This is a genomic window from Roseovarius sp., assembly GCF_965228755.1.
In the GTDB taxonomy this organism is placed as follows: Bacteria; Pseudomonadota; Alphaproteobacteria; order Rhodobacterales; family Rhodobacteraceae; genus Roseovarius.
Window position 1 is genome coordinate 649143 of sequence record NZ_CBDDIG010000013.1, and the last position, 22112, is coordinate 671254.

Genomic DNA, 22112 nt, shown 5'->3' on the forward strand with positions numbered 1-22112 from the left:
CATAGGCCGGGCCGCTCTCTACCTGCACGGAAAGACATACCCTGATGATTGAATTACTGGCGCAGACCTGCCTGAACGCCGTCTATGCCGCGAGCTACATCTCGCTGGTGGCGGTGGGGCTGGTCCTGATCTTCGGTGTCATGGGCGTGATCAACTTCGCCCATGGCGAGCTGTTCATGGCCGGCGCCTACGCGGTGGTCACCTTCTACGCCGACCTGCACCTCCCCTTCCTTGTGGCCGTGGCCCTCGGCCTCGTCTTCGTGGGCGTGCTCGGGCTATTGATGGAGCGCGCCCTTTTCCGACCATTGCGAGACAACCCCCTGGGCGGCCTCGTCGCCTCGATCGGCTTCCTGATGATCCTGCAGGCGCTCGCCGTCATGGGCTACGGCGTCCGGATGGAGCACATCCCCCCGGTGACGCAGGAGGTGATCGTCTTCTCAGACAAGGTCCGCCTCCCCCTCTCGCGCCTCTTCGTCATCATCGCCGCCGTGGTCCTTCTCGGCGCCCTCTGGTACTTCCTCAAGCGCACGAAATTCGGCTGGGCCCTGCGCGCCTCGGCACAAGACCCCGAAGCCGCCGAACTGCAGGGCATCTCGATCAACCAGACCGCCCGCATCGCCATGTTCATCGGCGCCGGGCTAGCCGGCATCGCCGGGGCGCTTACGGCCCCGCTCGTCTCGGTCAACCCGCATATGGGCCACTCGGTCATCGTCACCGCCTTCATCGTCATCATCGTCGGCGGCGTCGGCAGCCTCGAAGGGGCGGTGCTGGCCTCGGTCGTCTATGCCGTGGTGCACACCTTCGTCACCACCTTCTACGACGGGGTGATCGCCGACATCGTCGGGCTGTCGCTCATGCTGCTGGTGCTGATCGTCAAGCCGACCGGCCTGTTCGGGAGTGCCGACCGTGCTTAATTACCTCCTCTGGCCCATCGCCCTCGCGGCCCTCATCCTGCTCCCCCACGGGCTCAGCTTCTCGCAACAGGAAATCCTCGTCTTCCTGACCATCAACGTGCTCCTGGTCAGCACCTATCGCCTGCTCACGCTGACCGGCGAATGGTCGCTCGGGCACGTGGTGATCATGGGCGTCGGCGCCTATGCCAGCGCGCTCTACACCAAGGAATTCGGGGTCTTCGTGCCCGTCTCGATGCTGCTGGGCGGCATCACGGCGGCCCTCATCGCCATCCTGCTCAGCTTCCCGCTCTTCCGGATGAAGGGGTTCTACTTCCTCATCGGCAGCTTCGCGGCGGGCGAGATCATCCGCCTTCTCTGGAAACGCTTCCGCGAGCCCTTCGGCGGGCCCAAGGGCATCAAGGGGATCGACCCGATGCCCGACTTCTCGATCGGCATCTACGATTTCGATTTCTTCGAACCGATCAGTTATTACTACTTCGCCGGCACTATCGTGATCCTCTGCCTCTGGATCCTCTGGCGGATCGAGAAAAGCCCCGTGGGCCTGACCTTCCACGCCGTCCACTGGCAGGACAAGCTGGCCGAGGCGTCGGGCGTGAACCTGCGCGCCTACCGCACGCTGGCCTTCGCCATCGCCTCCGGCTTTGCCGGGATCGGCGGCGCGCTGATGGCGCATTACGTGGGCACCATCAACCCCAACAGCTTCGATGTCGAGGTGATGGTCTTCGTGCTCACTTGGGCCATCGTCGGCGGCACCGCCACCTTCTACGGGCCGATCCTCGGCTGCGTGCTGCTGACCGTGCTGAACGAGATGGTGCTGCGCGAGATGGGCTTCGAACAGCTCCGCCCGCTGATCTACGGCGCGATCCTCATCGCCTCGATCCTGTTCCTGCCCAACGGGCTGGAAAGCATCGTGCAAAGGTTCACCCGGAAGGAGGCGAAGTCATGACCGACCTGCTGGAGGTCAGGGACCTGACCATGCGTTTCGGCGGGCTGACCGCCGTCGACCATCTCAGCTTCAAGGTGAAGCACGGGGAAATTCACGGGCTGATCGGGCCGAACGGGGCGGGCAAGACCACCACGTTCAACATGATCTCGGGCTTCTACAAGCCCAGCGGCGGGCAGGTCCTGCTGCGGGGCGAGAACATCTCCGGGCTGAAGATGCACGAGGTCGCCCGCCGCGGCGTGGTGCGCACCTTCCAGCACTCGACGCTGTTTGCCGAGCTGACGGTGATGGAAAATGCCCTTGTCGGCACGCATATGCCCTTCCGCCCCAACATCTTCGCCGCCATCGTCGGCTGGGACAAGGAAGACCGGCGCGGGGCCGAGGCGCGGGCGACCGAGGCGCTGGAATTCTTCGGCATCGCCCACCTGAAGGGCGAGCGCGCCGGCGACCTGTCGCATGGCCATCAGCGGGCGCTGGGGCTGGCCGTCGCCTATGCCAGCCATCCCGACGTGATGCTGCTGGACGAGCCCTTCACCGGCATGAACCCGGAAGAGACCCGGCGCATGATGGACCTGATGGAAAAGCTCAGCCACGAGGGGATCACCATCCTGATCGTCGAGCATGACATGCAGGCGATCATGGGGCTGTGCGACACCATCACCTGCATGAGCTTCGGCAAGTTCCTGGCCGAGGGCGGGCCGGACGAGATCCGCAACCACCCCGACGTGATCGAGGCCTATCTCGGAGGGTCGCGCAATGTTGCTTGAGCTGAAGGGCGTGTCGGCCGCCTATGGCAAGATCACCGCCATCCGCGACATCTCGATGACGGTAGATACCGGCCAGATCGTCACCATCATCGGCGGCAACGGCGCGGGCAAGACCACCACCCTGCGCGCCATGTCGGGGATGCTGCCGGTGACGACGGGCGAGATCAGTTTCGAGGGCAAGCGCATCGACGGGCTGCCGGCCAGCAAGGTCGTGGCCCACGGCATCGCCCATGTCCCCGAGGGGCGACGCATCTTTCCTGACATGACGGTCGAGGAGAACCTGCGCACCGGGGCCTTCCTGCGCAAGGACATGGACGGGATCGAGGCCGATCTCAAGACGGTCTACAAGAAGTTCCCCCGCCTGCAAGAGCGGCGCGGGCAGCGGGCGCAGACCCTGTCGGGCGGCGAGCAGCAGATGCTGGCCATCGGCCGGGCGCTGATGTCGAAGCCGCGCCTCTTGTTGATGGACGAGCCGTCGATGGGGCTGGCGCCCGTCATCGTCGACGAGATCGCCGAGATCATCCGCGAGATCAACCAGCAGCAGGGGCTGGCCGTTGTGCTGGTCGAGCAGAACGCCGAGCTGGCGCTCGAACTGGCCGATCACGCCTATGTTCTGGAAACCGGAAACTGCAACCTGAATGGACCGGCAAGTGAGCTACATGAGAACGAACATGTCCGCGCGGCATATCTGGGGATTTGAGCGCGGCGATACCGAGATGCGCCTTGCGCGCGAGGCCGGCTGGCGCCGGTCCGAACTGGTCTGGGAGCGGGCGATGGAAGCTGGCAACCGGGCGTGGGACGAGGGGCGCGTGGGCCGCGCGCGCTGGCTGTTCGTGCTGGCCGACCGGATCGCGGTTATGGGCTTTGGCAAGGGCGACCCGCGCCGTGCGACGGCGCCGGCCGCGCTCGCCCGTGTCTTCGCCCGGCAGGGCCGGTCGCGCAAGGCGCAGGCAGTGGCCCGCCGCGCGCTGGCCGAATGGGCGGGGGTCGGCGCCTTCATCGACGACGTCGAAATCCGCCCCCGGGCGCGCAGCTCGCTCTTCCATCTCCGGATGGAGGTGCGCCACCGCGACACGTTCCACGACAACCTGCGCACCCGCTACCGCAAATTCGCCGAGGAGACGCGCGAGACCATGGCGGGCCTCGCCGGTGACGGGCCGCTACCCGCGCACCGCCATTTCGGCCGCTGGCGGGGCGAGCGGCCCTCGATCTTCGACGACACCCGCCGGGTTCTGTCGGCCTGCCTGCTGATCCCCGATCCGCCCGGGGGCTGACGCGGGCGTCGGTCCGTCGCACCGACGTAATACCGACAAAATACCGACGTTATACCGACGTTGGAAATCGGGCTTTCCGGCGGCCTTGATCCCCGCCCCGAAACCCCTAGTCTCGTGCCATGCCAGACGTACTTCTTGCCATCTTCTACGGCCTTTTCGCCGGCCTGATGATCCCCGCCGGCGGCTATCTCGCCAGCATCGAACGCATCCAGCCCAACTGGCTCGAAGAAGAGGTCCGCCACAGCGTCATCGCCTTCGGCGGCGGCATCCTCGTCTCGGCCGTGGCCTTTGTTCTGGTCCCGCAAGCCCTTGAAATGCTTCCACTTTGGGCGGCGGTCCTGACATTCTTCGCCGGTGGCGCGGTGTTCGCCCTGCTGGAACACCTGCAGAAACAGAACGCCTCGAAAAACGCCCAGTTCATCGCCATGCTGACCGATTTCGTCCCCGAAGCGGCCGCCCTCGGCGCCATGATGGCCGCCCGCACCGCCGAGGCGGCGCTGCTGGCCTTCCTCATCGGCGCCCAGAACCTCCCCGAGGCCTTCAACTCCTGGCGCGAACTGCAAGCCGGCGACCACTCCGGCCGCCGCATCATGCGCATCTTCCTGGCCCTGTCACTGCTGGGTCCGGCGGCGGTTCTGTTGGGGTATTTTTTCCTTGCGGATCAACCGCTTCTGACCGGAGTGATCATGATGGCGGCGGCGGGCGGCATCCTGTTCCTGACCTTCCAGGACATCGCCGTGAAGGCCCATCTGGAGCACCGCCAGGCGCCCTCCCTCGCCGCGCTGCTGGGGTTCTCGCTGGGCATGGTCGGCCACGCCCTCGTCACCCAGATGGGCGGCTGACAAGGGCCCATTACCGGACCCAGATCAGCTGCAACGGCGCCGGGCGTCTGGCCGCCAGCCTGACCCGTGCGCGTTCCAATTTCTCTTTCGCCGCAGCAAGTTGCAGGATCGCCCGCTCGCGCCGGTCATAGACGCGCCGGATGCGCGAGCCGGGCTGGCCGATGGCCGTCTCCCCCGGCCGGGCGGCGGCGGGGAACCACGCCTTCATCTCCTGCCGGGCCAGCGTCAGGGCGCGCTCGGCCTCGAGATACCGGCGATAGGTGACGAGCAGCACGCGGCGGCGGGTTTGCAGGTCTGAATGCATCTCATGCCTCCGTAAAGACCTTGTATGCATCCCCATGATACCACAGCGCCGCAACCGCTCAAGATGCGGCCTCGTCGTGGAACCGGCGCAGGCCGATCCCCGCGTCCTTGAGGGCCTGCCGGACCGTCTTGGCGATGTCCACCGCCTCGGCGGTGTCGCCATGCAGGCAGATCGTGTCGATGCGGGTCTCGATCCGCTTGCCGCTCTCGGTGATGATGGCGCCCTCGCGGACCATCTCGACCATGCGCTGACCGGCGAGGGCGGCGTCGTGGATCACCGCGCCGGGCTGGCTGCGGTCGACGAGGGTGGCGTCGTCGTTATAGGCGCGGTCGGCGAAAATCTCGTGCGCGATGGGGCAACCGATTGAACGCGCGGCCTTTTCCTGCGCGGTGCCGGCCAGGACCATGACGATCAGGTCCGGCGCGACAGACAGGGCGGCCTCGTAGCAGGTGCGGGCCATGGCCTCGTCCTCCGAGGCCATGTTGGCCATCGCCCCGTGCAGCTTGAGGTGCCGGAGGGTGCCGCCCGCGGCCCGCGCCATCCCCTCTGCCGCGCCGACCTGGTAGCGGACGAGGTTGGCGAGCGAGGCGGCGGGCATATGCATCCGGCGGCGGCCGAAGCCTTGCAGGTCGGGGAAGCCGGGATGCGCGCCGAGGCCCACACCGTTGGCGACCGCCCGTTTCATGGTTTCCGCCATGGTGTCCCAGTCGCCCGCGTGCAGGCCGCAGGCGATGTTGGCGGAGGTGATGACATCCAGCAGGTCGGCATCGCGGCCCATCACCCAGGGGCCAAAGCTTTCGCCCATATCGGCGTTGAGATCGACGGTTCGTGACATTGTCAGGCTCCTTCAGGGTCAAGCTCGCGGCCCGCCGTCATGCCCGAGATGAGCTGGTAGGACAGCAGGTTCGGGATGGTGGCCGGGTCGCGGATCAGGGGTTGGCGGCGTTTCGGCAGGTCGGCGATGGCCTGGGCGGATTTGCGTTCGGCCTCGACGGCCTCTTCGAGGGTGACGAAACGGAACCGGAGCGGTGCGCCCGCCGGGGCTTGCGCGATGCGCGGCAGGTCGCAGGGCAGGACGGTGGCGATCCGGGGGTAGCCGCCGGTCGTCTGGCATTCGCTGAGCAGCACGTAGGGGGTGCCGTCGCCGATGATCTGGATGTCGCCGGGCATGATGACTTCGGAGACGATCTTGCGGCCGATCTCGGGGAGGAAGCCGTCGCCATCCCATTTCAGTTGCACGCCCATGCGGTTGCCGCGGGTGTCGCGGGTGAAGGTGGTATTCTCGAACCGGGTGCAGAGCTCTTCGGGGAAGGCGTCGGTGTGGATCGAGGGCAGGATGCGGATGGTGCCGCCGGCGAAGCGGCTGTCCTTGGGGAGCGTCAGGCCGGTGGCGGTGCGGTCGTCCGGGCCGAGGTCTATTCGGTCGCCGGCTTCGAGCAGCCCGCCGATCCCGGCTGCCAGATGGGCCGAGTGGGCGCCGAGCCGTTCGGGCGGGCGGACACCGCCGCCGACATGGAGGTAGCCGTAGACGCCTTCGCTGGCCGAGCCGATGGTCAGGCGGGCCTGGGCGGGCAGGGTGTGGCTGGCGTTCCAGGCGATGCGGGTGCCGTCGATGCTGGCGGCCATGGGGGCGCCGGTCAGGGCGATGCGGGTGTCGCGGCTGGCCTCGAATTCGCCGCCCGTGCCGGTCATCTCGATGGCGGTCAGGTCGGTCGAATGGCCGAGGAGTGCCGCGCCTTCGGCCAGCGCAAGCCGGTCCGCCGCGCCGCCGCGTGAGAGGCCGAGGGCGAGGTAGCCGGGGCGGCCCATGTCCTGCAGGGTCAGGCCCGGCCCGGTGCGGTGGATGGTCAGGGTGTCGGTCATGGCAGGTCCGACCGCTCCGCGCCGCCATGGGGGTCAGATCGCATGTTCGACAGGGTTTCGGCGGCGGTTTGGGTGAACTCCACCTCGTCGCCGGGGCGCAGTAGGAAGGGCTCGTCGGCCTCCGGCTGGAAGAGGCGCATGGCGGTCTGGCCGATATGTTGCCAGCCGGTGGGCGTGGCGACGGAGAAGAGCACCAGTTGCCGGATGGCGACGGCCAACGCGCCCTCGGGGATGCGGCTCGTGAGGGTGGATTGGCGGGGGATGTCCCATGCCTTTGGCAGCTCGCCAAGATAGGGCTGGCCGGGGGCGAAGCCGATGGTCTGGACGCGTATGCGGGTTTGGGTGAAGTCCTTGATGGCCTGTTTGGTGGTGACGCCCGCCGCCTCTGCCGCCTGGTCCAGTTGCGGGCCGAGGTCGGTGCCGAACACCGCCGGGATGCGCCAGAGGCGGCGGCCGGAGGGGAGGGGCGCCTCGTACCAGTCGCGGTTGGAGAGCAGGGTGTCGAGCTTGGCCTTCAACTCGCCATGGCCAAGGTGCAGCGGGTCGAAGCGCAGGTAGGCCGAGACCAGCGAGGTGGTGCTTTCCTCGACCCCGTCCCAGCCCTGCCGCTCGATCTCCGCCCGGAAGGCCAGCGCGGCGCGGTTGGCCGGTTCGCTCAGGCTGTCGCCGAAGCTGACCAGCATCCCGTCGACCCCCGCGGTGCGGATGCGGGGGGCGGTTTGCGGCGTGGTATCTGCGTTGCCCCCGGTCACATCCGCCCCGGCAGGTAGGTGACGATTTCCGGGAAGACGATGATCAGCACGATGGCCACGATCATCAGGCAGAAGAAGGGCAGGGCCGCCACCGCGACGCTGAGGATGTCGCGGCCGGTGAGGGATTGCAGCACGAAGAGGTTGAAGCCCACGGGCGGCGTGATCTGCGACATTTCCACGACGATGACGAGGAAGATGCCGAACCAGAGCGGGTCGATCCCGGCGTCGAGCACCATCGGCATGATGACCGAGGCGGTGAGGACGACGACGGAAATGCCATCGAGGAAGCAGCCGAGGATGACGAAGAAGATGGTGAGCGCGGCGAGGAGGGTGAAGGTCGACAGCTCCATCGCGCCGATCCATTCCGCGAGCGTCCGGGGGATGCCGGTGAAGCCCATCGCCACGGTCAGGAAGGAGGCCCCGGCGAGGATGAAGGCGATCATGCAGGAGGTGACCATCGCGCCCATCAGCCCGTCCTTGAAGGTCTGGACCGTGAGGGAGCCGGAGCTCCACGACAGGATCAGGGCGAGCACCACGCCGACCGCGGCGGCATCAGTGGGCGAGGCGAGGCCGGCATAGATCGAGCCGATCACGCCGAGGATCAAGAGCAGCACCGGGATCAGCCGGCGCGAGCGGCGGAGACGTTCGCGGAATGGCACGTTCTCGGCTTCATCCGGCAGGCGGTGGCGGTTGAGCATCGACCAGACGGCGAGGAAGCCCACGAAAAGCGCCACCAGCATCAGACCCGGCAGGACGCCGGCCACGAAGAGCCGGGCGATGGATTGCTCGGTCGCGACGCCGTAGACGATGAGGATGATCGAGGGCGGGATCAGGAGGCCCAGCGTGGCCGAGCCCGCCAGCGTGCCGATCACCATCGTCTCGGGGTAGCCGCGTTGCTTGAGTTCGGGGATGGAGAGCTTGCCGATGGTGGCTGCCGTGGCGGCGGAGGAGCCGGAGACCGCCGCGAAGATCCCGCAGGCGAAGACGTTGACGTGCAGAAGCTGGCCGGGGAGGCGGTTCATCCACGGGGCGAGGCCGGCGAACATGTCCTCGGACAGGCGCGAGCGGAAGAGGATCTCGCCCATCCAGATGAAGAGCGGCAGGGCGGCGAGCGCCCAGTTGTTGCTGTGTCCCCACATGGTGGTGGCCATGACAAGGCCGAGGGGCGCGTTGGAGAAGAGCGCCATGCCGGCGATGCCGACGCCGAGGAGCGAAAGCGCGACCCAGAGGCCCGCGCCGAGAAAGGCGAAGAGCAGGATCAGCAGGATGACGGAGAGCAGGGTGACGGTCATGGCCGGGCGATCCTATTCGTTGAGAAGGTTTTCGCCCTTGCCCTCCCACGAGGGCGGGCGGCCGCGCAGCAGATCGACCAGGTCGTCGATGAGCGCGATGGACAGGATGGCGAGGCCGAGGGCCACGGGGATCTGCGGGATCCAGAGGGGGACGGAGACCATGCCGGAACTCTTGTCGCCGAACTCGTGCGATTCCAGCGCCAGTTTGACCATGTACCACGTGGCGAAGGCGGTCATCGCGAGGGCGATGGCTGTCACGGCGATCTCGGTGCCGCGGCGGGCGCGGTCGGACAGGTGGCCGGTGATCAGCGTCACCCGGATATGCCCGCCTTCGCGCAAAGTGTAGGCGAGGCCGAGGAAGGTGGAGGCGGCGAGGAAGAAGCCGGTGAAATCGGCATAGGAGGGGATCGTCAGGCCGACGCCGCGGCCGGTGATGGCGGCGGAAATCTTGTCGGCGAGGTTGAGGCCGACCTGGGCGAAGACCAGCAGGGTGATGGCGAGGATGAACAGCGCCGCCAGCCCGCCCGCCACGCGGTACAGGGTATTCAGGATGCTCCGCATGGGCATTCTCCTGTCAGGGGGTGGCCGGGCGCGGGGAGGCGCCCGGCAGGCCGGTGGCCGTTACCGCTGGTAGGCGTCGAGCAGCGCTGCGCCGTTTTCGCCCGCCTCTTCCTTCCAGTTTGCCAGCATCTGCTCGCCGATCTCGCGCAGGCCGGTCATCAGTTCTTCCGAAGGTTCGACGATGGTGATGCCGTTTTCCTCGAGCACGGCGGTCTGTTCGTCGGTTTCCTTCTGGCTCATCTCCCAGCCCCGGGTTTCGGCGGCGGCGGCGGCGTCGAGCACGGCCTGCTGGGTTTCCTCGTCAAGCCGCTGGAAGGCGCGCTTGTTGACGACGACGATGTTCTTCGGGATCCACGCCTGGATATCGGTGTAATGCGACAGGAAATCCCAGGCCTGCGAGTTGGCGCCGGTGGAGGGCGAGGTGATCATCGCCTCGACCCGGCCGGTGCTGAAGGCCTGCGGGATGTCGGGCACTTCGACCTGCGTGGGGGCCGCGCCGGCGAGGTTGGCGAACTCTTCCAGCGTGGCGTTGTAGGTGCGGAACTTCAGGCCGGCGAGGTCTTCGACGGAGTTGATTTCCTTGGTGGTGTACAGCCCCTGCGGCGGCCACGGCACGGCGTAGAGCGGCATCAGCCCCTGTTCGTCGAGCAGCTTGGTGACCACGTCTTTCTGGGCGTCCCAGAGCTTTTGCGCATCCTCGTAGCTGGTTGCGAGGAAGGGCAGCGAGTCGGCGCCGAAGACGGCGTTGTCGTTGGCCAGCAGCGACAGGAAGAATTCGCCGATCGGCACCTGGCCGCTGCGGACGGCCTTGCTGATCTCGGGGTGTTTGAAGAGCGAGCCGGCGGAGTGGACGGTGATTTCCAGTGCGCCATCAGTGGCCTCGGACACGTCAGAGGCGAATTCGCTGATGTTGACGGTGTGGAAGGTCGCATCCGGGTAGGGGGTCGGCATGTCCCATTTCTCGGCCGAGGCGGGAAGGGCGAGGGCCGTCGCGAGGGCGGCGGCGCTGAGCAGGTTGGTCAGTTTCATGGTGTTTTCTCCCTGATTGATTATGGCGCAAAGCTGACGGAACGTTTGTAATTTGTCAACGTTTTGTTATTTAGGGGCGCGCCGAGGCATCCGCCGGGGGTGGTGTCGAGGATCGGTCTCGATGGCCGGGCGGGTATGTCAGGAAAGATGGTGGCCGGAGTTGAAAACGGCGACACGATGTGAAAACATTAACAAAACGTAAGCGTTTTCAGGTGAAAGGGAGGGTCATGTCCGGAGATGGCGACGTTGGGCGGCGGATCGTTTCGTCACGGCATCTGGCCGAGGGCGAGGGCTGGGAGATGTCGGAATTCGAGTTCGGGCTGATCATCGCCTTCAACGCGTTTTCCCGCTGGATGACGCGCTGCATGGCGGCCGCGGGGCAGGGGGATCTGAACCCGCTCGACATCCTGATTCTGCATAACGTGAACCATCGCGGGCGCGACAAGCGGCTTAGCGATATAGCCTTCCTTCTGAATATCGAGGACAACCACACCGTCAACTATTCGCTGCGGAAGTTGACGAAGCATGAACTGATCGATTCCGAGAAGCGGGGGAAGGAAGTGTTCTACCGCACCTCGGCCAAGGGCGAAAAGCTGTGCGAGGGCTATCGCGACGTGCGGCGGCAGTGCCTGCTGGACGCGGGCAGCTCGGAATTGACCGGGGCGCAGATGCGTGACCTGGCGCGGACGCTCAGGTCTTTGTCGGGGCAGTATGACCAGGCGAGCCGGGCGGCGGCGTCTCTTTGAAAGGCGATAACAGATAGGTCAGGGGAGCCCGCCGAGGGCGGAGGACAAGTCTTGCGCGGCCTGCATCACGGCGCGGCTCAGCTCCTCGGTCTTGTCCTCGGAGACGCGGCTCGTGGGACCCGAGACGGAGAGGCCGGCCACGGCGGTGCGGCTGTGGTCGAAGACCGGGGCGGCGATGCAGCGCATCCCTTCGTTGCGTTCCTCGGCGTCGATGGCGAAGCCCTGTTCGCGGATGGTGGCGAGGTCGCGGGCCAGGCTTGCCGGGTCGGTGAGGGTGTTGGCGGTGAAGGTCTGCAAGGGGTGGCTGGCCAGCACCTGCGCCACCCTTTCGGGCGGCATCTGGGCCAGCAGCACCTTGCCGATGCCCGAGGAATGCATCTCGGCCAGGGTGCCGGGCGGGAAGAAGGCGCGGATGGTGGCGTTGGTCTCGACCTGGCTGAGGAACAGCACCTGCCCGTCCTGCTCGCGGCCGAGATTGGCGGTCTCGCCGGTCTGTTCCATCAGGTGGCGCAGGATCGGGCGGGCGCGTTCGACGAGGCTGGTGCGGCGGAGGAAGCCGGCGCCGATGACGAATGCCTGCGCACCGATATGCCAGAGCTGTTCGCCGGGGTCGAATTCGACGAGGCCGCGGGTCTCGAGCGTGACGAGCACGCGGTAGACCGTGGCGGGCGACTGGTTCAGGTCGTCGGCCAGTTCGGTCAGCATCCGGCCCTTGAAGCGGCTGAGATGCTCGAAGACCAGCATCGCCCGGTCGAGCGACTTGATGGTGTTCTGCTCGGTCTTGTCGTCCCAGCCGCGGGGGCGGCCGCGGGCGCGGCGGTTGGGGCTGTCGGTTTCCTGCGCCATATGAAAAACGCCTTCGCATCGTGAAAAAATTCAACCCATTGATAATCCCGGAATTTCGTCGTTTCCACCGATTCTGAAACCGGTTTTCAAAAAAATTTCCATTCGGCTCGCCCGTTGCTAGCGTTCCGGTCAGGCGATGGAGGAGCCCATGATGAGCTTGCAGAACCCGGTTTTCATTCCCGGCCCGACGAACATTCCCGAGGCGCTGCGCAAGGCGTGCGACATGCCGACGATCGACCATCGCTCGGCCGTGTTCGGCGAGATGCTGCACCCGGTCAGGGGCAAGGTGCGGGAGATTTTGAAGAGCGAGAGCGCGGAGGTGTTCCTGTTCCCCTCGACCGGCACGGGCGGGTGGGAGACGGCGCTGACCAACACGCTGTCGCCCGGTGACCGGGTGCTGGCGGCAAGGAACGGGATGTTCTCGCATCGCTGGATCGACATGTGCCAGCGTCACGGGCTGGATGTGCAGGTCGTCGAGGTGCCGTGGGGCGAGGGCATTCCGGCAGAGCGGCTGGGCGCGGTTCTGGCGGAGGACCGGGGCCACCGGATCAAGGCGGTGCTGGCCACGCATAACGAGACGGCGACCGGGGTGCGCTCGGATATCGGGGCGCTGCGGGCGGCGATGGACAAGGCCGGGCATCCGGCGATGCTGTTCGTCGATGGCGTGTCGTCGATCGCGTCGATGGAGTTCCGGTTCGACGACTGGGGTGTCGACGTGGCGCTGGCCGGGTCGCAGAAGGGGTTCATGCTGCCCGCCGGGCTGGCGATCACCGCGTTCAGCCGCAAGGCGCTGGCGGCGGTGGAGGAGGCGCGGCTGCCGCGGACGTTCTTCGACATTCGCGACATGGAGAAGGGATATGCGCAGGGCGGGTATCCGTATACGCCGCCGGTCGGGCTGATCAACGGGCTGAACCTGGCCTGCGACATGCTGCTGGCGGAGGGGATGGCGCAGGTCTTTGCCCGCCATGCGAGGATTGCCGACGGCGTCAGGGCGGCGGTGCAGGCCTGGGGGCTGGAGCTGTGTGCCGCGGGGCCGGAGCTGTGGTCGGACACGGTGAGCGCGATCCGGACGCCGAAGGGGGTGAATGCCAGCGATATCGTGGCGCGGGCGGCCGAGGTCTATGGCACGGCCTTCGGCACCGGGCTGGGGGAGGTCGCCGGCAAGGTGTTCCGGATCGGGCATTTGGGGAGCCTGACGGATGTCATGGCGCTGAGCGGGATTGCCACGGCGGAGATGTGCATGGCCGATATCGGGATGGATATCCGGCTGGGCTCGGGCGTGGCGGCGGCGCAGGAGGTGTATCGGGCCTCCGCAGGCGCCAGGCAAAGGGAGGCCGCGTGATGAAGGATGTTAACAAGACGTTAATCCCGAACAAGTCGTTAATACCGGTGTTCGACGACATGCTGGCCGCGCATGAGCGGATCGGGCCGTATATCCATCGGACGCCTGTGTTGACATCTTCTTACCTCAACGACCTGACCGGGGCGGAGCTGTTCTTCAAGTGCGAGAACTTCCAGAAAGCCGGGGCGTTCAAGGTGCGGGGCGCGACGAATGCCGTGTTCGGTCTGCCGGAGGATATGCTGGAGAAGGGGGTCTGCACCCATTCCTCGGGCAATCACGCGCTGTCGCTAAGCTATGCGGCGGGGCGGCGGGGCATTCCCTGCAACGTGGTGATGCCGCGCACCGCGCCGCAGGCCAAGAAGGATGCCGTGCGCGGCTATGGCGGGACGATCACCGAGTGCGAGCCCTCGACCAGCAGCCGCGAGGCGGTGTTCGCCGAGGTGCAGGCGCGGACGGGGGGCGATTTCGTGCATCCTTATAACGACCCGCGCGTCATTGCCGGGCAGGGCACCTGTGCGCGGGAGCTGATGGCGCAGACCGGCGGGCTGGACATGGTGGTGGCGCCGATCGGCGGGGGCGGAATGATCTCGGGCACCTGCCTGACGCTGTCGGAGCTGGCGCCGGATGTGCAGGTGATCGCCGCCGAGCCGGAGCAGGCGGATGACGCGTATCGCAGTTTCCGGGCCGGGCACATCATCGCCGACGACGCGCCGGAGACGGTGGCGGACGGGCTGAAGGTGCCGCTGAAGGACCTGACATGGCACTTCGTGTCGACCTATGTGCGCGACATCCTGACCGCGTCGGAGGAGGAGATCGTCGAGGCGATGAAGCTGACATGGAAGCGGATGAAGATCGTGATGGAGCCCAGCAGCGCGGTGCCGCTGGCGACGATCCTGAAGAACAGGGAGCGGTTCGCGGGCAAGCGGGTGGGCGTGATCGTCACCGGAGGGAACGTGGACCTCGACAAGCTGCCGTGGATGGCGGGCTGAGAAGGAGATAGTGAGATGAAAGACGTGAGCAACCTGGACGAATTCGACGTGGGCTTCGACATTCCGGCCAAGCCGGGGATGGGCGAGGCAGAGATCCAGACGCCCTGCCTTGTGCTCGACCTCGACGCGCTGGAGCGGAACATCCGCAAGATGGGCGACTATGCCAAGGCGCACGGGATGCGGCACCGGGTGCATGGCAAGATGCACAAGTCGGTGGACGTGGCGAAGCTTCAGGTCGAGCTGGGCGGGGCCTGTGGCGTCTGTTGCCAGAAGGTGAGCGAGGCAGAGGTGTTCGTGCGTGGGGGCATCGGCGATGTGCTGGTGTCGAACCAGGTGCGCGATGGGGCCAAGATCGACCGGCTGGCGCGGTTGCCGAATCTGGGGGCGCGGGTGCTGTGCTGTGTGGACGACCCGGCCAACGTGGGCGAGTTGTCGGCCGCGGCGGAGCGGCACGGGACGGAGATCGAGTGCCTTGTCGAGATCGACTGTGGCGCCGGGCGCTGCGGGGTGACGACGACGCCGGAGGTGGTGGAGATCGCGAAGGCGATTGATGCCGCGCCGGGGCTGAAATTCGGAGGTATTCAAGCCTACCAGGGGGCGATGCAGCATCTGGACGCCTACGAGGACCGGAAGGCCAAGATCGATATTGCCGTGGCGATGGTGAAGGACGCGGTGGATACGCTGAAGGCCGAGGGGCTGGAGTGCGATATCGTCGGCGGGGGCGGCACGGGGTCCTATTACTTCGAGAGCGCGTCGGGGGTGTATAACGAGCTGCAATGCGGGTCGTATGCCTTCATGGATGCGGATTACGGGCGGATCCTCGATCAGACCGGCCAGCGGATCGACCGGGGCGAGTGGGAGAACGCGCTGTTCCTGCTGACCAGCGTGATGAGCCATGCCAAGCCCGACAAGGCGATTGTCGATGCCGGGCTGAAGGCGCAATCGGTGGACAGCGGCTTGCCGGTGGTCTTCGGGCGGGATGACGTGGAATACGTCAAATGCTCGGACGAGCATGGCGTTGTGGCCGACCCGGATGGGGTGCTGGCCGTCAATGACAAGCTGAAGCTGGTGCCGGGGCACTGTGACCCGACCTGTAACGTGCATGACTGGTACGTGGGCGTGCGGGGCGGCAAGGTCGAGGTGGTCTGGCCGGTCTCGGCCCGTGGCTTTGCGTATTGAGCGGGGGCCGGGGATGATCATCGTACCGGAGCGGGAGATTGCCGACCTGATGACGCGGGAGGTCGCGTTCGAGGCGGTCGAGCGGGTGTTCGCGGCGATGGCGGCGGGGGAGGCGTATAACTTCCCCGTGGTACGCGAGGCGATCGGGCATGAGGACGCACTTTACGGCTTCAAGGGCGGGTTCGACCGGTCGGGGCTGACGCTGGGGGTGAAGGCCGGGGGGTACTGGCCGCATAACCTGGCGAAGCACGAGGTGATCAATCACCAGTCGACGGTGGTGCTGTTCGATGCGGATACCGGCCGGGTCCATGCGATGGTGGGCGGCAACCTGTTGACGGCGCTGCGGACGGCGGCGGCGTCGGCGGTGTCGATCCGGTACCTGGCGCGGGAGGATGCGCGGGTGCTGGGAATGATCGGCGCGGGGCACCAGGCGGCGTTCCAGTTGCACGCGGCGTTGGAGCAGCGGCGGTTCGAGAAGGTGATCGGGTGGAACCTGCATCCGGAGATGTTGCCGAACCTGGAGAAGGTGGCGGAGGAGGCCGGGGTGCCGTTCGAGGCGGTCGAGCTGGGGGGTATGCGGGAGGCGGATGTGATCATCTCGATCACCTCGTCTTTCGAGGCCATTCTCGGGGCGGATCAGGTGGCGCCCGGCACGCATGTGGCCTGCATGGGGACGGATACGAAGGGCAAGCAGGAGGTGGCGCCGGAGTTGCTGGCCCGGGCGGTGGTGTTCACCGACGAGGTGGCGCAATCGGTGTCGATCGGCGAGGCGCAGCATGCGGTGGCGATGGGGCTGATTGGTGAGGGGGATGTTCAGCAGCTGGGGGCCGTCATCAATGGCGCGCATCCGGGGCGGCGGAGTGCGGAGGAGATCACTCTGTTCGATGGCACGGGCGTGGGGTTGCAGGACCTGGCGGTGGCGTCGCGGGTGGTGGAACTGGCGCAGGCGCAGGGGCGGGCTGTGATGGTGGATTTTTGAGGGGGCGGCCTGGCCGAAGGTGTGGCGCTATCCGGGTGAAGCGGACGTTGACACTTATCTGGAAACTGCCATCCATGAGGCATGGATATCCATGCTATCTTCGATGAAAACTTTTCCGGTCCTCCGGTCGAGGCGGCATGGATCGTCGAAAGCGCGGCCAACCGAGAGTGGTTTGCGGCGGCGAAGGATCAACTTCATCCCGACAGCGCGATTTTTTCGCTGGACCGGTATCGTTCGGTCGAAACTGCGCTGTGCCACGTGGTTTGAGGGATCGAGGAGCATTTCCCACAGTGGCGGAGGATAATCGTTCTCGGCCTGGCGCCACCTTTTCGGTGCCCATGGAAATAGAGCGGGAAGGGCGCTGGGAGAGGCGGGCGGACGGGTTCGTTCTGTGTCGAACTTGAGCGTCGGCTAAGGTTGCAGCGTGCTCAACGAAATTACCCCCGCAGTTTCCTGCGAGGGTAACGTCGGTGACATGCCAGGTCGTGAGATGGATCACTCCATCGTGCAGTCCTTGGCGTAGCTGTCTTCCATCGCCTCCTCGATCACGCTTTCGGAGACGGCGATGTAGTTGCCGTCCTCGTCGGCCTCGACCGTGGCGAGGTACATTGCCTGTATCGGGTGCTGGTTGGTGTTGAACCGGAACTCGCCGCGGACGGAGGCGAAATCGGCCTCGCGGAGGGCGGCGCGGAAAGCGTCGGTGTCGTCGAGGTCGTCGACCTTGGCCGCGGCGCTGTCGATCAGGCGGACGGCGTCATAGGCCATGGCGGCGAAGTCGGACGGGGGCGAGTCGTACTTGGCGCGGAAGGCCTCGACGAATTCGATGTTGGCGTCGTTGGGCAGGTCGATCGTCCATTGGGCGGCGCTTTTCAGGCCCAGCCCAGCCTCGCCGATGGCGTTGAGGGCGGCGCCGTTGAAATAGGTGAAGGCGCTGTAGAGCGGCGTGTCGTCCTTGAGGCCGGCCTGGGCGTATTGCTTGACCCACTGGATGCCGAGCCCGCCGGGGTAGAAGACGAAGACGGCGTCGGGGTCGGCCGATTTCACCTGTGTCAGCTCGGCGGAGAAGTCGGTCTGTTCCAGCGGCGTGTAGATCTCGCCCACGATCTCGCCGGTATATGTGCGCTTGAAGCCTTCGAGAAGGTCACGGCCCGCCTGGTAGTTGGGGGCGAGGATGAAGGCGGAGCCGACGCCCTCGGCCGAAAGGTGGGTGCCGACGGCCTCGGCCAGCTGGTCGTTCTGGAAGGGCACGGCGAAGTAGTTGGGGTCGCACTTGTCGCCCGCCAGCGGCGCGGGGGCCGGGTTGGGGCTGAGGACGATCTTGCCGGCGCGGGTGATGGGGCGGTGGATGGCCATCATCACGTTCGAGAAGGACGAGCCGATGACCACGTCCACATCTTCCGAGCGGGTCAGGCGTTCGGCGGCTTCCTTGCCGACATCGGGCTTGCGCTGGTCGTCCTCGTAGATGAACTCGGCCGCCTTGCCGCCAAGCTTGCCATCCAGCATTTCGAGGGCGAGGTCGGCGCCCTTCTGCATCTCCTGTCCCAGCACCGAGCCGGGGCCGGAGAGCGACAGGATGAGGCCCACCTTGATCTTGCCTTCTTCGGCAAGGGCGGGGGCGCCAAGGCTGGCGGCGGCGAGTGCCGAGACAGCCAGCAGTTTCGTGAAATTGGTCTTCATGGTGGTCGTACTCCCGTTGTTGAGGTCGTCTTTGGTCTTTCGGTCTTCTTTTGCCGCGTGGGTTGGTCCCGGGTGCGGCATGGTCGGGCGGCCCGGTCAGGCCGCCGTGCCGAAGCCGCCGCCGCCCGGTGTCTCCATCACGAAGACGTCGCCCGGGCCGACTTCGGCCATGTCGTTGCCTTTGAGCTCCTCGACCGTGCCGTCGGCGCGGCGGATGGCATTGCGGCCGCAGGCGCCGGGCCCGCCGCCCTCGGCGCCGCGGGGCGGCACCTTGCGGTGCGAGGTCAGCACGGTCGTCGTCATCGGTTCGAGGAAGCGCACCTCGCGCCGGATGCCGTCGCCGCCGCGATGCTGACCTTTGCCGCCGGAGCCGCGGCGGATCGAGAATTCCTCGATCCGGACCGGGAAGCGCCATTCGAGCACTTCGGGGTCGGTCATGCGGGTGTTGGTCATGTGTGAATGCACCGCGTCCGCCCCGTCGAAGCCGGGCCCCGCGCCGGTGCCGCCGCAGATGGTTTCGTAGTTCTGGTAGGCCTCGTTACCCCAGACGAAGTTGTTCATCGTGCCCTGCGAGCCCGCGATGACCCCGAGCGCGCCGTAGAGCGCGTCGGCGATGGACTGGCTGACCTCGGTGTTCCCGGCGATGACGGCGGCGGGGTAGACCGGGTTGATGAAGGTGCCCTCGGGGATGATGAGGTTGAGGGGTTTGAGGCAGCCCTCGTTGAGGGGGATGTCGCTGCCCACCAGCGTGCGGAAGACGTAGAGCGCCACCGCCCGGCAGATCGAGAGGGGGGCGTTGTAGTTGCCGCTGTCCTGTTCGCTGGTGCCGGTGAAGTCGATCGTGGCGGTGCGGTTGTCGTGGTCGACGGTGATCTGAACCTCGATCTTGGCGCCGCTGTCCATCTCGTAGGTGTTGCGGCCGTCGCGGAGGCGGTCGATCACGCGGCGCACGCTTTCCTCGGCGTTGTCCTGCACGTGGCGCATGTAGGCCTGCACCACGCCGGTGCCGAATTGCGAGAGCATCCGGCGCACCTCGCGGGCGCCGGTTTCGTTGGCGGCCATCTGGGCGAGGAGGTCGGCGATGTTGTTGTCGATATTACGGCAGGGGTAGGGGCCGGAGGCGAGCAGCGCGCGGGTTTCGGCCTCGAGGAAGCGGCCCTGGTCGACCATCTTGAAGTCGTCGATCAGCACGCCTTCCTCGTCGATATGGGTGCTGTCGGGGGGCGCGCTGCCGGGGGTGCGGCCGCCGATATCGGCGTGGTGCCCGCGGGAGCCGACGTAGAAGAGGATTTCGGTGCCCGCCTCGTCAAAGACCGGGGTAATGACGGTGACGTCGGGCAGGTGGGTGCCGCCGTTGAACGGGGCGTTGAGGACGAAGACGTCGCCCGCCTTCATCTTGCCGGCGTTCTCGCGGATCACGGTGCGGACGGATTCGCCCATGGAGCCCAGGTGCACCGGCACGTGGGGCGCGTTGGCGACGAGCCCGCCATCGGGGTCGAAGAGGGCACAGGAGAAGTCGAGCCGTTCCTTGATGTTGACTGAATAGGCCGTCTTGGCGAGCGTGGCGCCCATCTGTTCGGCGATGGACATGAAGAGGTTGTTGAAGACCTCGAGCATGACCGGATCGGCCTCTTTCCCGATGTCCTCCATGCCCTTGCGGGGGATCGCGCGGTCGAGGACGAGGTTTTCGAAGGCGTCGACACGGGCGCGCCAGCCGGGTTCGACGATGACGGTGCCGGTGGGTTCGCGGATGATGGCGGGGCCGTCGACGGACTGGCCGCGGTCGAGGGTTTCCCGGTCATAGAGCGGGGTTTTCGCGGCCTGCCCGTTGGCCACCATGTCGACCGTGTCGATGGGGGTTGGCGTGCCCTGGTCGGGGCGGGTGGCGCTGTCGGGCAGGGCGGGCTGGGCGCCGATGGTTTCGACGGTGAGGGCCTCGAAATACACCTCGCGCTCGGGGTCAGCGAAACCGTAGAGCTGGCGGTGGGCGGTCTCGAAGGTCTCGCGCATCCCGGCCTCGGGGCCGAAGGCGACCTCGAGCGTCTGGTGGGAGCCGGCGTAGCGGAGGAGGGCGCGGGTGACGCGGGTGATGTCGTCTTTCGCGCTGCCCTGTTCGGTGAGCTCGGCCTCGGCCTCGGTTGCCATGCGGTCGGCGAGGGCTTGCGCCTCGGTGCAGGAGGTGGCGGAGAGGGGTTTGTCGAACTGGCTTTGCCGCATGGCGCGGATCTCGGCGAGGCCCATGCCGTAGGCCGAGAGGACGCCCGAGAAGGGGTGCAGGAAGACCTTGGACATGCCGAGCGCGTCGGCCACGAGGCAGGCGTGCTGCCCGCCCGCACCGCCGAAGCAGTTAAGGGTGTAGGTGGTCACATCGTAGCCGCGCTCGACGCTGATTTTCTTGATCGCGCGGGCCATGTTTTCCACGGCGATGCGGAGGAAGCCCTCAGCGATGTCTTCGAGCGGCATCCTTGGGTTGCCGGTCTCCCGGGCGATCTGGTCGGCCAGTGCGTCGAACTTTTCGCGGACGATTTCGGTGTCGAGCGGTTCGTTGGCGTCGGGGCCGAAGACGCGGGGGAAGTGACCGGGCTGGAGCTTGCCGAGGAGGACGTTGCAGTCGGTCACGGTAAGCGGGCCGCCTCGGCGATAGCAGGCCGGGCCGGGATTGGCGCCGGCGCTTTCGGGGCCGACCTGGAATCGGCCGTCGCGGAAGGAGAGGATCGAGCCGCCCCCCGCCGCGACGGTGTGGATATTCATCATCGGCGCGCGCATGCGGACGCCGGCGACCTCGGTTTCGAGGCTGCGTTCGAAGCTGCCGGCGTAGTGGCAGACATCCGTCGACGTGCCGCCCATGTCGAAGCCGATCAGCCTGTCGTGGCCCGCGTGTTCAGCGGTTTTCACCATGCCGACGACGCCGCCGGCGGGGCCGGAGAGGATGGCATCCTTGCCCTGGAAAAGCGCCGCGTCGGTGAGGCCGCCGCTCGATTGCATGAAGAGCAGGCGCTTGCGGTCGTTGCCCTCGGCGCCGGCGTCGAGCGCCTCGCGGACCTGTTCGACGTAGCGACGGAGGATCGGGCTGAGATAGGCATCGACGACGGTGGTGTCGCCGCGGCTGACCAGCTTCATCAGGGGCGAGGTGCCGTTGCTGGTGGAGATCTGGGTGAAGCCGACATCGGCCGCGATCTCGGCGGTGCGGTTCTCGTGTGCGGGGGTCTTGTAGCCGTGCATGAAGGCGATGGCGACGGCGCGGATGCCGTCATCATGGGCCTGCTGGAGGGCGGTGCGGACGGCGGTCTCGTCGAGGGGTTCGAGGACCTCGCCCGAGGCGTCGAGCCGTTCGGGGATCTCGACGCTGCGCTCGAACAGCATTTCGGGGAGTCGGATATCGAGGTCGAAGATGCGGGGGCGGTTCTGGTAGCCGATGCGGAGGAGGTCGCCGAAGCCCTTGGTGATCAGCAGGAGGGTGCGGTCGCCCTTGCGTTCGAGAAGGGCGTTGGTGGCGACGGTGGTGCCCATCTTGACCGAATCGACGACGCCCTGGGGGATCGGTTCGCCCGGGGCGAGGCCGAGGAAATCGCGGATGCCCTGAACGGCGGCGTCCTTGTAGTTCTCGGGGTTCTCCGACAGCAGCTTGCGCGTCTCAAGCGTGCCGTCGGGGCGTTTGGCAACGATATCGGTGAAGGTGCCGCCACGGTCGACCCAGAACTGCCACATCTTCGAACTCTCCGGTCTTTATTCCTGAATGCCCAGGGCGCGGGCGCCGTTGGGTGGATATAAATATACATACAGTATAAAATTAGTAAACCGTGAAAATGCGGG

Annotated in this window: 22 protein-coding genes; 12 read left to right on the forward strand and 10 right to left on the reverse strand. The window is 66.6% G+C overall.

Annotation, left to right across the window (positions count from 1 at the left end):
• The first annotated feature begins 44 nt into the window (after positions 1-44).
• The 6 genes from ACO07J_RS21370 (at position 45) to ACO07J_RS21395 (ending at position 4740) form a co-directional block, all read left to right on the forward strand.
• Positions 45-914, forward strand: coding sequence for a branched-chain amino acid ABC transporter permease (locus ACO07J_RS21370; protein WP_422032745.1), 870 nt, complete (start codon positions 45-47; stop codon positions 912-914).
• Positions 907-1860 (forward strand): branched-chain amino acid ABC transporter permease, encoded by a 954-nt coding sequence (locus ACO07J_RS21375; RefSeq protein ID WP_422032747.1) that lies wholly within the window; start codon positions 907-909, stop codon positions 1858-1860. The genes ACO07J_RS21370 and ACO07J_RS21375 overlap by 8 nt, the downstream gene beginning before the upstream one ends.
• Positions 1857-2624 (forward strand): ABC transporter ATP-binding protein, encoded by a 768-nt coding sequence (locus tag ACO07J_RS21380; RefSeq protein ID WP_422032749.1) that lies wholly within the window; start codon positions 1857-1859, stop codon positions 2622-2624. Before ACO07J_RS21375 ends, ACO07J_RS21380 begins: the two co-directional genes overlap by 4 nt.
• Positions 2614-3324: an ABC transporter ATP-binding protein gene (locus ACO07J_RS21385; protein WP_422032751.1), complete on the forward strand. Its 711-nt coding sequence runs from the start codon at positions 2614-2616 to the stop codon at positions 3322-3324. The genes ACO07J_RS21380 and ACO07J_RS21385 overlap by 11 nt, the downstream gene beginning before the upstream one ends.
• Positions 3296-3898 (forward strand): tetratricopeptide repeat-containing protein, encoded by a 603-nt coding sequence (locus tag ACO07J_RS21390; RefSeq protein ID WP_422032753.1) that lies wholly within the window; start codon positions 3296-3298, stop codon positions 3896-3898. The genes ACO07J_RS21385 and ACO07J_RS21390 overlap by 29 nt, the downstream gene beginning before the upstream one ends.
• A 119-nt stretch (positions 3899-4017) precedes the next feature.
• Entirely contained in the window at positions 4018-4740 is a 723-nt protein-coding gene (locus ACO07J_RS21395; protein WP_422032755.1) for a ZIP family metal transporter, read from the forward strand.
• A gap of 10 nt (positions 4741-4750) precedes the next feature.
• Here ACO07J_RS21395 and ACO07J_RS21400 read toward each other — a convergent pair whose 3' ends face one another.
• The 7 genes from ACO07J_RS21400 to ACO07J_RS21430 are packed head-to-tail and all read right to left on the reverse strand — an operon-like array spanning position 4751 to position 10541.
• Positions 4751-5044, reverse strand: a complete 294-nt coding sequence (locus ACO07J_RS21400; protein ID WP_422032757.1) for a hypothetical protein — start codon at positions 5042-5044, stop codon at positions 4751-4753.
• A gap of 58 nt (positions 5045-5102) precedes the next feature.
• A complete protein-coding gene (locus tag ACO07J_RS21405) occupies positions 5103-5879 on the reverse strand; it encodes a LamB/YcsF family protein (protein ID WP_422032759.1) in 777 nt (258 codons plus the stop codon).
• A 2-nt stretch (positions 5880-5881) separates the two neighbouring features.
• Positions 5882-6907 (reverse strand): biotin-dependent carboxyltransferase family protein, encoded by a 1026-nt coding sequence (locus ACO07J_RS21410; protein ID WP_422032761.1) that lies wholly within the window; start codon positions 6905-6907, stop codon positions 5882-5884.
• Positions 6904-7659 (reverse strand): 5-oxoprolinase subunit B family protein, encoded by a 756-nt coding sequence (locus ACO07J_RS21415; RefSeq protein WP_422032763.1) that lies wholly within the window; start codon positions 7657-7659, stop codon positions 6904-6906. The genes ACO07J_RS21410 and ACO07J_RS21415 overlap by 4 nt, the downstream gene beginning before the upstream one ends.
• Complete coding sequence (locus tag ACO07J_RS21420) at positions 7656-8951, reverse strand: TRAP transporter large permease (protein ID WP_422032765.1); 1296 nt, start codon at positions 8949-8951, stop codon at positions 7656-7658. Before ACO07J_RS21420 ends, ACO07J_RS21415 begins: the two co-directional genes overlap by 4 nt.
• 12 nt (positions 8952-8963) lie before the next feature.
• Entirely contained in the window at positions 8964-9512 is a 549-nt protein-coding gene (locus ACO07J_RS21425) for a TRAP transporter small permease (protein WP_422032767.1), read from the reverse strand.
• Between the two features lie 60 nt (positions 9513-9572).
• Positions 9573-10541, reverse strand: a complete 969-nt coding sequence (locus tag ACO07J_RS21430; RefSeq protein ID WP_422032769.1) for a TRAP transporter substrate-binding protein — start codon at positions 10539-10541, stop codon at positions 9573-9575.
• 227 nt (positions 10542-10768) lie between these two features.
• Between ACO07J_RS21430 and ACO07J_RS21435 the strand changes: the two genes are divergently transcribed.
• Positions 10769-11287 carry a winged helix DNA-binding protein gene (locus ACO07J_RS21435; RefSeq protein ID WP_422032771.1) on the forward strand — a complete coding sequence of 173 codons (519 nt, stop codon included), beginning with the start codon at positions 10769-10771 and terminating at the stop codon, positions 11285-11287.
• An 18-nt stretch (positions 11288-11305) separates the two neighbouring features.
• On the opposite strand, the gene bhcR is transcribed toward ACO07J_RS21435, so the two are convergent.
• On the reverse strand, positions 11306-12133 hold the full coding sequence (gene bhcR / locus ACO07J_RS21440; protein WP_422032773.1) for an HTH-type transcriptional regulator BhcR: 828 nt from the start codon (positions 12131-12133) through the stop codon (positions 11306-11308).
• Between the two features lie 151 nt (positions 12134-12284).
• On the opposite strand from bhcR, the gene bhcA reads away from it, so the two are divergent.
• The 5 genes from bhcA (at position 12285) to ACO07J_RS21465 (ending at position 16889) form a co-directional block, all read left to right on the forward strand.
• Entirely contained in the window at positions 12285-13475 is a 1191-nt protein-coding gene (gene bhcA / locus ACO07J_RS21445; protein ID WP_422032775.1) for an L-aspartate--glyoxylate aminotransferase BhcA, read from the forward strand.
• The gene (gene bhcB / locus ACO07J_RS21450) at positions 13475-14464 is read left to right on the forward strand and encodes a beta-hydroxyaspartate dehydratase BhcB (protein WP_422032777.1); all 990 of its coding nucleotides are present in this window, start codon (positions 13475-13477) and stop codon (positions 14462-14464) included. The genes bhcA and bhcB overlap by 1 nt, the downstream gene beginning before the upstream one ends.
• A 15-nt stretch (positions 14465-14479) precedes the next feature.
• Positions 14480-15643 (forward strand): 3-hydroxy-D-aspartate aldolase BhcC, encoded by a 1164-nt coding sequence (gene bhcC, locus ACO07J_RS21455; protein ID WP_422032779.1) that lies wholly within the window; start codon positions 14480-14482, stop codon positions 15641-15643.
• A gap of 13 nt (positions 15644-15656) precedes the next feature.
• Positions 15657-16622, forward strand: a complete 966-nt coding sequence (bhcD, locus tag ACO07J_RS21460) for an iminosuccinate reductase BhcD (protein ID WP_422032781.1) — start codon at positions 15657-15659, stop codon at positions 16620-16622.
• Between the two features lie 81 nt (positions 16623-16703).
• Positions 16704-16889 carry a hypothetical protein gene (locus ACO07J_RS21465; RefSeq protein ID WP_422032783.1) on the forward strand — a complete coding sequence of 62 codons (186 nt, stop codon included), beginning with the start codon at positions 16704-16706 and terminating at the stop codon, positions 16887-16889.
• A 228-nt stretch (positions 16890-17117) separates the two neighbouring features.
• Here the strand turns inward: ACO07J_RS21465 and ACO07J_RS21470 are convergent, their stop codons facing one another.
• Together ACO07J_RS21470 and ACO07J_RS21475 are read right to left on the reverse strand one after the other, a co-directional pair.
• Entirely contained in the window at positions 17118-18299 is a 1182-nt protein-coding gene (locus ACO07J_RS21470) for an ABC transporter substrate-binding protein (protein WP_422032785.1), read from the reverse strand.
• A 96-nt stretch (positions 18300-18395) separates the two neighbouring features.
• A complete protein-coding gene (locus ACO07J_RS21475) occupies positions 18396-22007 on the reverse strand; it encodes a hydantoinase B/oxoprolinase family protein (RefSeq protein ID WP_422032787.1) in 3612 nt (1203 codons plus the stop codon).
• Positions 22008-22112 lie beyond the last annotated feature (105 nt).

Coding starts and splice junctions, on each gene's coding strand:
- ACO07J_RS21370 (WP_422032745.1), top strand. CDS start 45: ATGATTGAATTACTGGCGCAGACCTGCCTGAACGCCGTCTATGCCGCG.
- ACO07J_RS21380 (WP_422032749.1), top strand. CDS start 1,857: ATGACCGACCTGCTGGAGGTCAGGGACCTGACCATGCGTTTCGGCGGG.
- ACO07J_RS21385 (WP_422032751.1), top strand. CDS start 2,614: ATGTTGCTTGAGCTGAAGGGCGTGTCGGCCGCCTATGGCAAGATCACC.
- ACO07J_RS21390 (WP_422032753.1), top strand. CDS start 3,296: ATGTCCGCGCGGCATATCTGGGGATTTGAGCGCGGCGATACCGAGATG.
- ACO07J_RS21395 (WP_422032755.1), top strand. CDS start 4,018: ATGCCAGACGTACTTCTTGCCATCTTCTACGGCCTTTTCGCCGGCCTG.
- ACO07J_RS21400 (WP_422032757.1), bottom strand. CDS start 5,044: ATGCATTCAGACCTGCAAACCCGCCGCCGCGTGCTGCTCGTCACCTAT.
- ACO07J_RS21405 (WP_422032759.1), bottom strand. CDS start 5,879: ATGTCACGAACCGTCGATCTCAACGCCGATATGGGCGAAAGCTTTGGC.
- ACO07J_RS21410 (WP_422032761.1), bottom strand. CDS start 6,907: ATGACCGACACCCTGACCATCCACCGCACCGGGCCGGGCCTGACCCTG.
- ACO07J_RS21420 (WP_422032765.1), bottom strand. CDS start 8,951: ATGACCGTCACCCTGCTCTCCGTCATCCTGCTGATCCTGCTCTTCGCC.
- ACO07J_RS21425 (WP_422032767.1), bottom strand. CDS start 9,512: ATGCGGAGCATCCTGAATACCCTGTACCGCGTGGCGGGCGGGCTGGCG.
- ACO07J_RS21430 (WP_422032769.1), bottom strand. CDS start 10,541: ATGAAACTGACCAACCTGCTCAGCGCCGCCGCCCTCGCGACGGCCCTC.
- ACO07J_RS21435 (WP_422032771.1), top strand. CDS start 10,769: ATGTCCGGAGATGGCGACGTTGGGCGGCGGATCGTTTCGTCACGGCAT.
- bhcR (WP_422032773.1), bottom strand. CDS start 12,133: ATGGCGCAGGAAACCGACAGCCCCAACCGCCGCGCCCGCGGCCGCCCC.
- bhcA (WP_422032775.1), top strand. CDS start 12,285: ATGAGCTTGCAGAACCCGGTTTTCATTCCCGGCCCGACGAACATTCCC.
- bhcB (WP_422032777.1), top strand. CDS start 13,475: ATGAAGGATGTTAACAAGACGTTAATCCCGAACAAGTCGTTAATACCG.
- bhcC (WP_422032779.1), top strand. CDS start 14,480: ATGAAAGACGTGAGCAACCTGGACGAATTCGACGTGGGCTTCGACATT.
- bhcD (WP_422032781.1), top strand. CDS start 15,657: ATGATCATCGTACCGGAGCGGGAGATTGCCGACCTGATGACGCGGGAG.
- ACO07J_RS21465 (WP_422032783.1), top strand. CDS start 16,704: ATGGATATCCATGCTATCTTCGATGAAAACTTTTCCGGTCCTCCGGTC.
- ACO07J_RS21470 (WP_422032785.1), bottom strand. CDS start 18,299: ATGAAGACCAATTTCACGAAACTGCTGGCTGTCTCGGCACTCGCCGCC.
- ACO07J_RS21475 (WP_422032787.1), bottom strand. CDS start 22,007: ATGTGGCAGTTCTGGGTCGACCGTGGCGGCACCTTCACCGATATCGTT.